Origin of the sequence: Peribacillus huizhouensis (assembly GCF_014138605.1) — a bacterium.
GTDB lineage: Bacteria > Bacillota > Bacilli > Bacillales > DSM-1321 > Peribacillus > Peribacillus huizhouensis.
In genome coordinates this window covers 200406-213908 of sequence record NZ_JACJHX010000002.1, presented here as the reverse complement: position 1 = coordinate 213908, position 13503 = coordinate 200406, and the positions used below count along the sequence as shown (strand labels likewise).

Annotated in this window: 10 protein-coding genes; 9 read left to right on the top strand and 1 reads right to left on the bottom strand. The window is 39.7% G+C overall.

From position 1 onward, the window contains the following. Positions 1 to 640: 640 nt before the first annotated feature. The 9 genes from HNP81_RS04245 (at position 641) to HNP81_RS04205 (ending at position 9553) form a co-directional block, all read left to right on the top strand. A complete protein-coding gene (locus tag HNP81_RS04245) occupies positions 641 to 1633 on the top strand; it encodes an ABC transporter ATP-binding protein (RefSeq protein ID WP_028391972.1) in 993 nt (330 codons plus the stop codon). After that, positions 1630 to 2574 (top strand): ABC transporter ATP-binding protein, encoded by a 945-nt coding sequence (locus HNP81_RS04240; RefSeq protein ID WP_182501671.1) that lies wholly within the window; start codon positions 1630 to 1632, stop codon positions 2572 to 2574. The genes HNP81_RS04245 and HNP81_RS04240 overlap by 4 nt, the downstream gene beginning before the upstream one ends. A gap of 42 nt (positions 2575 to 2616) precedes the next feature. After that, complete coding sequence (locus HNP81_RS04235) at positions 2617 to 3621, top strand: ABC transporter permease (RefSeq protein ID WP_028391970.1); 1005 nt, start codon at positions 2617 to 2619, stop codon at positions 3619 to 3621. 17 nt (positions 3622 to 3638) lie between these two features. Beyond that, positions 3639 to 4535, top strand: a complete 897-nt coding sequence (locus HNP81_RS04230) for an ABC transporter permease (RefSeq protein WP_034301150.1) — start codon at positions 3639 to 3641, stop codon at positions 4533 to 4535. A gap of 65 nt (positions 4536 to 4600) precedes the next feature. Then, positions 4601 to 6229: an ABC transporter substrate-binding protein gene (locus tag HNP81_RS04225; protein WP_182501872.1), complete on the top strand. Its 1629-nt coding sequence runs from the start codon at positions 4601 to 4603 to the stop codon at positions 6227 to 6229. Positions 6230 to 6376: 147 nt separating this feature from the next. Continuing rightward, entirely contained in the window at positions 6377 to 7444 is a 1068-nt protein-coding gene (locus tag HNP81_RS04220) for a M42 family metallopeptidase (protein ID WP_182501670.1), read from the top strand. 235 nt (positions 7445 to 7679) lie between these two features. Further along, positions 7680 to 7913 carry a hypothetical protein gene (locus HNP81_RS04215; protein ID WP_182501669.1) on the top strand — a complete coding sequence of 78 codons (234 nt, stop codon included), beginning with the start codon at positions 7680 to 7682 and terminating at the stop codon, positions 7911 to 7913. Positions 7914 to 8473: 560 nt separating this feature from the next. Continuing rightward, positions 8474 to 8623: a YwzD family small protein gene (locus tag HNP81_RS04210; protein WP_154664007.1), complete on the top strand. Its 150-nt coding sequence runs from the start codon at positions 8474 to 8476 to the stop codon at positions 8621 to 8623. 405 nt (positions 8624 to 9028) lie between these two features. After that, positions 9029 to 9553, top strand: a complete 525-nt coding sequence (locus tag HNP81_RS04205) for a type 1 glutamine amidotransferase domain-containing protein (RefSeq protein ID WP_028391965.1) — start codon at positions 9029 to 9031, stop codon at positions 9551 to 9553. Between the two features lie 1285 nt (positions 9554 to 10838). Here the strand turns inward: HNP81_RS04205 and HNP81_RS04200 are convergent. Continuing rightward, positions 10839 to 13349, bottom strand: coding sequence for an NEW3 domain-containing protein (locus HNP81_RS04200; RefSeq protein WP_312859643.1), 2511 nt, complete (start codon positions 13347 to 13349; stop codon positions 10839 to 10841). Between the last annotated feature and the right edge of the window lie 154 nt (positions 13350 to 13503).

Here is a 13503-nt window from a genome sequence, read left to right as displayed (position 1 = left end):
CGGTGAACAAGATTGGCTTCGTCACACAAATCTAATTATCGGCTTTATGATGGAGAAGCTAGGAAGATGCACGAAACAAAGCTATCTATCTACTAGTTTTTTGGCTTGTCACCACTCGATATTTGTCAAAACTATTTTGAATATGCCACTATTATGTATTTTAGTATTATCTTGCTGAAATCAAGCTTCTCATACAGTATTTAACGAGAGAAAATCAGACTTGTTATCTTATTCGTTGATTTCTTCAACAGTTTTACAGATTAAGCAAAAACAGAGAGTCAATTCAAATAGACTCTCTGTTTTTTTACGCCTTAAATAAAAGCGCTTTCACCCGCGTAATCCATGTCTCCAACAGGTTGCGGATGCTTAATATCCTCTTAAAGTGTGTGAAAATACTGTAGAATAATGTAGATTTTTGCGGTATACTACATGAAAACAAAAAATATTCTAAAAATATTATTATATCAAAAGAATATTAATAAATAGATTATAAGTTCTTTAAGTTTGAGAATAATAAGTTTTTCGATAAAATTGGACTTTTTTATGTATACAATTATCGGGATTGATTGTATTTAAATACGAAATTTGGTATTGAAATGCAAGGGGAATGTCGGGAATTGTTATGGGAAGGAGCTTTCATATGAGCGGTGAATCTGTTTTAGAAGTAAAAAATCTGCGTACTTCTTTTTTTACGGATGATGGAGAAGTGGCGGCAGTGGATGACATTGACTTTTATATTAATAAAGGAGAAATTCTTGGGGTTGTTGGGGAATCGGGCTGCGGGAAATCGGTGACTTCGTTATCGATTATGGGTTTAGTCCCAAGTCCTCCTGGCAAAATTGTTGGTGGAGAAATTTTGTATAAAGGCGAGGATTTGACGAAGGCATCGGAAAAACGGATGCGGCAAATTCGGGGCAATGATATTACGATGATTTTCCAGGAACCGATGACGTCTTTAAACCCGTTGTTTACAATTGGGAATCAGATTATGGAAACGATTCGCTTACATAACAAGTGGAACAAGCAGCAAGTGAAGGAACGAGCGATTGAAATTTTGCAAATGGTTGGCTTACCTCGCGCGGAAGAATTGCTAAATGAATACCCTCACCAGTTATCTGGCGGCATGCGTCAACGAGTTATGATTGCGATGGCTATGGTCTGTAACCCGCAATTGCTAATCGCTGATGAGCCGACTACTGCTCTAGATGTCACCATCCAAGCACAGATTCTTAAGCTTATGAAAAAGTTAAATCATGACTATCAAACAGCGATTATGATGATCACCCATGACCTTGGCGTAGTAGCTGAAGTTTGTCAGCGCGTTGTTGTCATGTATGCAGGAAAGGTCGTTGAAGAAGGAGATATTGCGACGATTTACAAAAGCCCGAAGCATCCTTACACTGTGGGCTTAATTAAATCTGTGCCTGATATGCGAAAAAAAGTCGATCGGCTGTATTCGATTCCTGGAAATGTTCCAAAGCCAGGAAGTATTAAAGAAGGTTGCCGTTTTGCTGCACGATGTGAACATGCGTTTGATCGCTGTTTTACGGAAACACCTGAACTGTATCAAACCGGAGAAGGGCAAAAAGTAAGATGCTTTCTTTATGAACAACAAGGGGGTGTTTCCAAATGACGAAGCCGATCTTACAGGTGGAAAATGTCAAAAAATACTTTCCGATTACGGGCGGGATTTTAGGTAAGAAAATCGGTGATATGAAGGCTGTTGATGGTGTTTCTTTTCATGTGAATGAAGGAGAAACATTAGGGATCGTTGGCGAAAGTGGCTGTGGCAAGTCGACAACAGGCAGGATGTTGCTTCGGTTAATTGAACCAACAGAAGGAACAATTCTCTTTGATAATCGAGATCTTCGGGCGCTCCCGAAAAAAGAAATGAGAAAAGTAAGGCGTCATATTCAAATGATTTTTCAAGATCCATATGCTTCTCTTAATCCGCGACATACAGTGGAGAAAATATTAGAGGAACCGCTGATTGTTCATGGAATTGGCAATGAGGCTGAACGAAAGAAAAAGGTCAGCGATATGTTAGAGGTAGTAGGATTAACAAGTTATCACGCAAGACGTTATCCTCATCAATTTAGTGGTGGGCAGCGGCAACGAATTGGCATAGCCAGGGCGTTAATGACCAATCCGAAATTGATTATTGCTGATGAACCCGTTTCAGCGTTGGATGTGTCGATTCAATCGCAAGTTCTCAATCTATTGAAAGACTTGCAGAAGGAGTTTCAATTAACGTATATCTTTATCGCCCACGATCTTGGCGTTGTCCGTCATATTAGTGATCGAGTCGGGGTTATGTATAAAGGACGGATGGTGGAGTTAGCTGACGCTGAAAAAATTTATCAAAATCCACTTCATCCATACACCCAGCAATTGTTAGCTGCGGTACCTATTCCAGATCCGGAATATTATCAAGCCGATGAACAAGCTGCGATTCAATTTGGCACACTGCCAAGTAAATATGTCATCGATGATTCTTGGATGAATATTGACTCAGAACGTGATGATTTAATTGAAGTTGCGCCAGGCCATTTTGTGGCTTGTCGATTGAAGTAAGAAAGCACTTAGATATGTAGAAATGAAAGGGGAGGGGTTTTTGTGTTAACCTACACAATTCGCCGTCTATTGATGCTTATACCCGTCCTATTTGGTATGACATTTGTTGTGTTTTTCATCATTCGAGCCATCCCGGGTGATCCAGCCCAAGTGATCTTAGGACAGCAAGCAACAAAAGAAGCGGTGGCACAATTAACTGAAAAGCTTGGCTTAAATGATCCATGGTATGTGCAATTTTTTCACTATGTAAAAGGGCTCCTGTCAGGAGATTTAGGGGAGTCATTACGAAGCTCAGCGCCAATTAAGGATGAAATTTGGCCATATCTTGCAGCTACATTGGAATTATCATTGGTCGCAATGTTTATTGCGATTTTTATTGGCGTCAATGCAGGAATTATTAGTGCGTGGTTTCAAAATTCATGGTTTGATTATGTCGCGATGATTCTGGCGTTAATTGGGATTTCGATTCCGGTTTTCTGGCTCGGTTTAATGGAGCAATGGGCTTTTTCTTTAGAATTAGGTTGGCTTCCTTCAACAGGACGTGAGAATGTTCGAGATCCAGTTGAAGTGGTGACGAATCTCTATTTAATCGATACATTGATCGCTGGTAGATTCGATCAATTCGGTGAAGTCATCCGCCATTTAATCTTACCGAGTTTAGCCCTTGCAACGATTCCGATGGCGATTATTGCCCGGATTACTCGTTCCAGTATGCTAGAAGTCATGCGTTCCGACTATATTAGAACAGCACGTGCAAAAGGGATGAGAATGTTTTTTGTCGTGTACAAGCATTCATTAAAAAATGCGGTAATCCCAGTACTAACTGTAATCGGCCTTCAAGTCGGACTATTACTTGGTGGAGCGATCTTAACGGAAACGATATTTGGTTGGCCTGGAATTGGCCGTTATATTTATGAAGCGATCGGATTTCGCGATTATCCAGTGATTCAGTCTGGTATTCTCATCATTGCAACCATCTTCATATTGATTAATCTGATTGTGGACCTTCTATATGTTGCGATCGATCCACGCATTAAATACAACTAAAGGGAAGGGGGATTTTTGTGCCGGTTTTAGCAAAACGTGAAAATGAGACAAATGAGCTTCAACTGGAAGAAGCGGTTTCCCCGTGGCGAGAAGGGTGGAAAACCTTTAAGAAAAACAAAGTAGCATTAGTTGGCTCAGGAATTGTGCTATTTTTTATCATTATTGCGATCCTTGCACCACTACTTGCGCCATATGGTATCAATGAACAACAACTTTCCATTCGTAATAACCCACCATCTTCAGAGCACTGGTTCGGGACGGATGATTTTGGCCGCGATATTTTTTCCCGGGTTATCTATGGGGCGCGAATTTCTTTATGGGTTGGCCTCGTATCGGTCGCGGGATCTGTAATCATCGGCTGTTTTCTTGGCATTATCGCCGGATTTTACGGACGATGGATCGATACAGTGATTTCGAGAATCTTTGATATTATGCTTGCTTTTCCTAGTATTCTATTAGCGATTGCAGTCGTAGCCGTATTGGGACCATCTTTACAAAATGCCTTAATTGCGATTGCAATTATTAATATTCCGAATTTCGGCAGGCTCATTCGTTCAAAAGTACTCAGTGTGAAACAGGAAGAATATATTATGGCGGCTCGAGCGGTGGGGATGAGTGATGGTCGTATTTTATTCCATCATGTATTACCAAATAGCTTAGCACCGATTATTGTGCAAGCTACATTAGCGATCGCAACAGCCATTATTGAAGCGGCGGCACTCGGATTTTTAGGAATGGGAGCTCAACCTCCACAAGCGGAATGGGGGAAAATGCTTGCCGATTCAAGGCAATACATTATTCAGGCACCATGGACCGTTTTATTCCCAGGAATTGCGATTATGCTGACGGTGCTTGGCTTTAACTTAATGGGCGATGGACTTAGAGATGCCTTAGATCCAAAAATGAAAAGCTAGAAATAGGTAGACTGCGGGACGAACACTTCGTACCGCTTTCCATATAGAAAATAGGGGGAACGATGATGAAAAGAAATTCTTCATTATTTGTAAGTATTTTAGTCGTACTAACATTATTGCTTACAGCTTGTTCTGGTGGGAACAAAGAAAAAGCTGTAGACAAGAGCGAAACAACGGAACCAAAAGCCGGTGGAACATTAATCTATGGCCGCGGCGCAGATTCGATTGGCTTAGACCCAATCAATGTTACGGATGGCGAGTCGATCCGTGTGACGCATAATATTTTTGAAACATTGTTTGTTTACGATGATAAGCTCGAATTACAACCAAAACTAGCGGAATCTTATAAAGTTTCTGAAGATGGCTTAACATGGACACTTACGCTTAAACAAGGTGTAAAATTCCAAGATGGCACCGATTTTAACGCAGATGCTGTTGTATTCAACTTTGAGCGTTGGATGGACCCAGCGAATCCGTACCATAAGGGAGACTTCCCGTACTATCCATTCCTGTATGGTGGATTTAAAGGTGATCCAAATCACAAAATTGCCTCTGTAAAAGCAGTAGATGCATCAACAGTAGAAATTACATTAACTGAAAAAACAGCACCATTTATTAGTTATTTAGCGATTCCAATGTTCGGAATTGCCAGTCCCGATGCGATTAAAAAATATGGCGATAAGTTTTATGAACATCCAGTTGGTACTGGACCGTTTAAGTTCGAGAGCTGGAGTCGTAATGACAAAGTGGTCTTAAAGAAAAATGAAAATTATTATGTCGATGGACAACCATACTTAGATGAAATGATTTTCCGTGTGATTCCGGATAATTCATCCCGTCTTACTGCTCTTCAAAGTGGTGAAGTAGACATTATTGATGGCTTAAATCCAGATGATGCAGATACAATCAAAGCCAATTCACAATTAAGCTTAATTGAACGTCCAAGTTTTAACACAGGATTCATGGTTTTCAATACACAAATGGCACCATTTGATAATGTGAAAGTACGCCAAGCGATTAATATGGCGATTAACAAGAAAGAATTAATTGATGCATTCTATAATGGCTATGCAGAAGTGGCGAAAAACCCATTCCCATCTTCACTTTGGGGCTATAATGATGAGATTGAAGATTACAAATACGATGTAGAAGCAGCGAAGAAGCTACTGGCAGAAGCAGGCTTCCCAGACGGCTTCAAAACGGAATTATGGACGATGAGCAATCCTAGACCGTATTTACCACAACCATTAAAAATTGCCGAAGCGATGCAAGCGAACTTGAAAGCAATCGGCATTGACGCAGAAATCAAAACGTATGAATGGGCAACGTATTTACAAAAGACGGGTGAAGGGGAACATCCAATGGCCTTATACGGTTGGACGGGTGTTATGGCAGATCCAGATAATTTCTTATTCCCGAACTTAAGCAATACGAATATCGAAAAACCAGCCAGCAACCGTGCTTTTTATAATAATGAAGAGTTTACAAAACTTTTGCAACAAGCTCGTGTAACGTTTGAACAAGAAGAACGTATCAAGTTGTATAAACAAGCACAAGAAATTTTCCATCAAGATGCACCGTGGGTAACGATTGGACATACTACGCCACCTATGGGTCTTGCGGGCTATGTACAAGGATTTAACGCCCACCCAATGGAAAATGATAATTTTGCTGAAGTGTACTTGACGAACTAAGGAAAAGGATTAGTCCTTACACTCTATATTAACGAAATAAAGGGTCTGACCTCACACACTAAATCCAAAGTTTATTGCCTCATTTACGAGACAAATAAACGAGATATAGTAAAAGTGGGGTCTGACCCTTATTAAGGAGGAGCAACTATGTACGAACTGTTAAAAAGTTTAAGTAATATCGTTGGACCGAGTGGATTCGAACAAGATGTCCAACGGTTTATTTTACGTGAAGTGAAAGACTATGTGGATGAATACCATGTTGATGCAGTTGGTAATTTACTCGTGAAAATAAATGGCAATGATGCAAGTTTCCCATCATTAGTTATTGCGGCACACACGGATGAGATCGGCTTTATTGTCAAAAAAATTGAAGATAACGGATTGATTCGATTTGAAAAATTAGGTGGTTTTGATGACCGAATCTTGCTGTCCTTACCTGTACTTATTAAAGCAAATCGTGGCATTGTACATGGTGTCATTGGGACTCTATCCGTTCATTATGTGAAATGGGATGACCCAAACCGAGTCGCTAATCATCGTGAGCTATATATTGATGTCGGTGCCCGCTCGAAAGAAGATGTCATCGAGATGGGAATTCGCGTAGGCCAGCCGATTTCTTATGGAACCGAGTGTAAGCAAATAGGCAACAATCGTGTTGTCGGAAAAGCATTGGACGACAGAGCGGGCTGTGCTGTTCTGATTCATTTTCTGCAAAACTTACGTGAATCAGGTGCCAAACATGGCGATATTTACGGAGCATTTACCGTTCAAGAGGAAGTCGGACTAAGAGGGGCATCCGTTGTATCAGCTGCTGTCGAACCGGATTATGCGTTAGTACTAGATACTACGCCGACGAGTGATACAAATGACGTGTTGATGACGGGGACTAGGGTATTAGGTGCCGGTCCGTGTATTAAAATTGTCGATAAATCATTCATTGCCCATCCACTTGTTACGCAACATTTAAAGAAGATCGCCGAGAACGGCCATATTCCTCATCAGCTTGAAGTTTTCATGGGCATTGGCACAGACGCAGGGGCGATCCACATGACACATAAAGGTGTATCAGCAGGTGTTATTTCCATCCCATCGCGCTATACGCACACACCTATTGAAGTAGTGGACTTAGAAGATATGGAAAACTCCTATAAACTTCTTTATGAATTTGTTGTCACGTTGAATGAATTGAAGGGGAAGACGTTTTTAGATTCGTAAGAAGGATCCAGCTTATCTTTTAGTGGAAAGTCCTTGTAGTTCAAATTGAAGTAAATGATTTTTTTCCATAGTCTATTTTATGCGTTTCTTAAAGAAAGCAATAACCACATTACCTTGATCTTAACACCTATTACTTCAAAACTTAATTAGATAAGAAAAATTAAAAGGAATTTAGCTAAATAATCAAAATATACTTAATTTAAGGAAGGGGATATCTGAGAAAGTAGGTGTAGTGTTGGATTATAGACAAAAAAAGGCGCTTGTAATTGCAGTTATATTTGGTATATTATTAACAATTGCTATTCTTTGTGTTTACCTAAATTCTCCAAAAGAAAAAGGGGAAGAAAAGTCTGTTGCTGAAGTTGACGTACCAGAAAATGTTAATACAGGTGGAACGAGCATGTCGGCGTTTGAGATAGTAGATGAAACTGCTTATATTTCTGAGGATGTGGCAGCGAAAAAGGAATAGGAATAAATGCTGACCAGTCCTCGATACTGGTCAGTTTTTGATTCCGGGGATTAAGGAAAGTTTAGGTTATAAGGGAGACATTTGATTAAATGCATACTTTCTATTCATTTAATTTGCTTTGCTATCAGTCATAATATTGTTAGTGATTAACTAAAAGCATATAGTATTTCCATTTTATTCATAGTTTTGCTTCGTGTAAAAGGGGTATTTAATTTTACAGCAAAAGGTTTTGGTTGTGCTACCCAAATTTTGTCGAAATAATTCAAAGTGAGAAAGTAGTTGTATATGATAAAATAATAAAATGACTGAATAATAGGATTTGATTGTTAATTATTTTCTGCTTGGAAAAGATGTTTGAGCAAGTTATCAAGTCAGTATATAAGGACAAGGCTCCGGTTTCTTATGAAATGAGAGGGGTCTTCCATAAATAAAGAGTCAGACCCAGTAAGTATTACACATTGTTTAATGCAAGTGTAAATAACACGATAAAAGGATTGCCTAGTGCTGAATTGGACTCTTTTTGGGGATGATTTCTGTACATAAACGAGGGAGAATTTATCATGAATGCAAGTATAACAAAGGAAGACTTTTATCACATTCTCAAAGATGCTTTTGAAAAAGGAGAATCGGAGAGGGATGTAACAGTCAATGAGCTAGTGGAAGAATTGTCTTTAAAGCTCCAGGCCATTTTGCCAAAAAGCGTAAGATAGATAAAGTGGTTTGGGCTTATCCCGCATTAACGGGCTAACAATCGATAGGGGGTGAAGAACCCCCACTGATTGAAGTTTCACTTTATTTAGAAAAAGTTTAGGTTTTGTATTTTATTAAAGTTTCGAAGTGATGGAACAATTTGATGAGGCTTTATCTTTCAATAGAACAAGAAACAGATATTCAACCTGAACATGCTCAAAAACAACTTCTATTTATTATAACTTCTGTTCTTCTTACTCAGTAAATAATACCTCAAAATCATTCACTTTCATCGATTATGTTTTCCAAAGTCAATAAATGATTTTATTTGAGTTATTCAAATTTACCCGAAAAGTTAACTTGTTCAAGCGAAAAAGTTTAAAATGGTGTAGAATAGCATTAGAAATAGATAAGGAGGTAATAACATGCGATTAGAAGGAAAGAAAGTTATTAGCCTAGTTCATCATGAGTGTGAAGATTTAGAGCTATGGTATCCGATTCTCAGACTTCGGGAAGAGGGAGCGATTGTCCATCTTGCTGGTGAAGTGGCAAATGAGACGTATATCGGCAAGTACGGTGTGCCAGCAGAATCTGATATGGCTTATGGTGATGTGAATCCAGAAGACTATGATGCCATTCTAGTACCAGGAGGCTGGGCACCTGATAAAATCAGAAGGTTTCCTGAAGTTATCTCCTTAATCCAAGAAATGGATGCTAGTGAAAAACCAATTGGTCAAATCTGTCATGCAGGCTGGGTATTGATTTCTGCGAAAATTTTGCAAGGTAAAAACGTAACAAGTACACCTGGCATTAAAGATGATATGGAAAATGCAGGTGCTAATTGGTATGACGAACCGGTTATTACAGATGGACATCTTATCTCAAGCCGTCGTCCACCAGATCTGCCAGATTATTTAAGAGAGTTTATTAACGTATTAGAAGGAAAATGATAGTACGTTTTATAGAAAAGCGGGAGTCCTGATAATGGGTCTTCCGTTTTTTTTGTCGTAGTTCCGGAATGTTTAATGCAACAGTTTTACTTCCTAAATTAGGATCCGGCATGCAAATCGCAAATCCCGCTCGAAAAGTATCGATTCTGGCACGTAAATCCACGATTCCGGCACGTAAATTCGAAATTGCGCTCGCAAATTTGATTTCCGGATCGTAACTGTAGAAATAGAGGGCGATTTCCACGCCTAAAGGTAAAAGTAAGTGATAGTTTCGTAATAAATAAAAAACCTATGCACTATCACGCATGCATAGGTTCGTTTGTGTATTTATTTAGCCCCCTAACAAATCATGTTTTTTTTAAATTCAGATTCGTTTTTTTGTCGTAGTTCCGGAATGTTTACTGCAACAGTTTTACTTTCTAAATTAGGCTCCGGCACGCAAATCGCAAATCCCGCTCGAGAAGTATCGATTCTGGCACGTAAGTCTCCGATTCCGGCACGTAAATTCGAAATGGCGCTCGCAAATTTGATATCCGGATCGTAACTGTAGAAATAGAGGGCGATTTCCACGCCTGAAGGTAAAAGTAAGTGATAGTTTCGTAATAAATAAAAAACCTATGCACATATCACGCATGCATAGGTTCGTTTGTGTATTTATTTAGCCCCCTAACAAATCATGTTTTTTTTAAATTCAGATTCGTTTTTTTGTCGTAGTTCCGGAATGTTTACTGCAACAGTTTTACTTTCTAAATTAGGCTCCGGCACGCAAATCGCAAATCCCGCTCGAGAAGTATCGATTCTGGCACGTAAGTCTCCGATTCCGGCACGTAAATTCGAAATGGCGCTCGCAAATTTGATATCCGGATCGTAACTGTAGAAATAATGGGCGATTTCCACGCCTGAAGGTAAAAGTAAGAGATAGTTTCGTAATAAATAAAAAACCTATGCACTATCACGCATGCATAGGTTCGTTCGTGTATTTATTTAGCTCCCTAACAACTCATGTTTGGTTAAAATTCAGATTCGTTTTTTTGTCGTAGTTCCGGAATGTTTACTGCATCAGTTTTATTTCCTAAATTAGGCTCCGGCACGCAAATCGCAAATCTCGCTCGAGAAGTATCGATTCTGGCACGTAAATTCGAAATGGCGCTCGCAAATTTGATATCCGGATCGAAATGGTAAAAATGCTGTGCGATTTCCACGTCTGAAGGTAAAAATAAGTGCTAGTTTCGCCCAAAATAAAAAACCTATGCACATATACACATGCATAGGTTCATTCATCTAATTATTCAGCTCCGTAACTTATCAAGTTGGTCAGAATTCGATAGCCACCTGGTACTTGGCCTTGGATTTGGCGGTAGAAGACAAGGTTGGTGTAGAGATACGTGCCTTTGCCATAATTGGCCATTAGAATACCGCCATCAAATGGATCTTCGTTAGGATCGTTCATGGATATGAATGTTTCATAGTGTGAATCCCACTTCATCGGGAAGTATAAGCCTCTTTCTTGCACCCAATTGTCCCAATCTTTTGTTGTGATTTCATTCGGGAAATTGAAAAGGGCTGAATATGGTTGTAAGACATTGACTGCAGCTTTTTCATCGGTTACTCTCCACTTAATCGATGGATTGCCAAGAGTAAGTGGATATGGGGCAGTCGTCTTTTCATCCCAACCATCACCTGGTTTGTGATATTGCACGACAAGATGGCCGCCATTTTCAACGTATTGCAGTAAGCGAGCATTATTTGCTTTTAAATCTGCGCGAGACAAGTAAGCGCGAATGCCGGTCACAATCGTATCATATTGACTCAAATCGCCAGATGCTAAATCAGCTTCTGTTAGTTTTGTAATATTGAGACCTGCGTTACTTAAGTAATCGGCTACTTTATCAAATCCGCTTTCAATATAGCCGACTTTTAATGAGGCTGGCTTTAGTAGTTCAAAGGCAACAGTGTTGATTGCGGCTTCGTATTGATAATAGAATGTGCCGATATGATCATAGGATATTTCTTGAATTGTCGAATTGAATGTTTTTCCATCGACCGTAGCTTGAGCTGTTAGATTATACTTACCATCTTGAATCGTTTTAGGTGGTGTCAGGGTGAAATTCACTTGTTTTTCTTCTAAATTTTTCGTAAATGAAACGGTTGATTTGCTAGGAGAAACTTTCCAATCTTTTGGTGTGTGTAAAGCAACGTCAGCGGATGTTTTTCCATCTCGATAGTTTTTCACCGTTACTTTCACAGGTATTTCTTTTTGCCCATCGGCTGTGTTGACGACGATATCTTCAGGAGAAAGGGTGAGACTGACATCTGGTAGAACAGCGACGGTTCCTTCCAATTCCTCGGTTTCTGTTGTTTTAGTTTTCCCGAATTCATACGAAATGCTTGTTGTAAGTGCTGGTTCATGATAAGCGTGATAATAATCTGCATCTTTAGGCACGTCAATCTCGTACGTAATGGTCGTTGATTGATTTGGGGCTAAATTGACTGTTTTAGATTTGGTCTTAGCTTTCCATCCTTTTGGCACATCCAATGTTGCAGCAACTTTTTCCAACGTTTGCTTTCCTGAATTCTTCACGGTTACGGTTACGTTTGTTTTTTGCCCTTTTGTCAGGATTGTCGAGTCTGCTTTTGCTTGCACTTTTAGACCTGATGAGACATAGCTTGCAGTTTGTAACTGTTCTTCTTTTAAGGAAACCTTGTGGAGCAAGTCATTTTTCAATTCTGCGTTTAGTTTTGCTTTTTTTATTTGGGCAGAAAGTAAACGTACATCAGACAGCGCGGTTTGGGTTGTTGTGAAAACGTGTTGTTTATTCGGATAGGCGGCAACAACCGCGTTCAATTTTCGCTGCACATTGATGAATTCCGACTTTAATTTTGACGCTGAGCTTGGTAGCTTAGCAGACCACTCGGTAAAATTATAAGGAACTCCTTCAAAAAGGCCTAACTTGCCTTTCGTATCCACAGCCGTTTGTTTCAATTCTAAGTGGACTTGGCGAGGTGCAGCTGGGATATCGGACCCCATCCCTTGGCTTTTGTGCAGATAGCGCGATTGTTCGCCTAGTTGTGGGTAGGTCATGCCATATATGGGATCATAGGTGCCGATTTCGATAGATGTAGTCGCTTTCTCTTTAGTGGAAACAGGTAGATATAACTTTTTCGCTTGCCATACTGATAGGCCTTGTTTCAATTGTTGTGGGAAAACAGTTGGATCGGCTGCATCTTTAAAAGCACGTTCACTTAAAATCGTCATGGTGCGGTGGTGGCCATGTTGGGTATCATCATTTTGGAACGAAGGCATGAGAATATCAGGCTGATATGTACGGATAAAGCGTATTAGCCGTTCATACGTTAAGTCTTCGCCCCATTTTGCTAATGTTTCTTCAGGTGTTTTCGAAAAGCCGAAATCATAAATCGGATCAGAGGTTGTTTCACTAAGATGATAGGCTTTTACTCCGGTAATTTTCGCTGCTTCAATCATTTCTCTGGAGCGGATAATCCCTAAGGCATTGTCTAGTTCATCGCCAATTTCATTTTGTCCGCCTTCCCCCCGGTTTGCGATCAGGCTTGATGTCTTCACACCTAATCCCCTTGATAAATAAGCAAGAAAATCGCTACGTTCATCATCAGGGTGAGCGCCACTGTTTAGGAATGTAACGGTTGTCTCGAGTGGTTTGACTGCATTCCACAACTCCACATCTGGTTTCTGTGGCTCGTTTGCACTTCCTGTGAGCGGTACGAGTGAAAATACGAACACAAGAGAAAGTAATGAGATTAAAACTTTCTTCATCATCTCTGTAACCCCTTTCGATTTTAGTTTAGCTTCTTTGCAGAATATGCTGAGTAGGTTAGTAATATTACCTAACGAACCAGGATAAAAAGCTTATCTAAATAAATAGCACGGATGGTTATAATTGTAAATCATACGAAATAACTATTAAAAACAG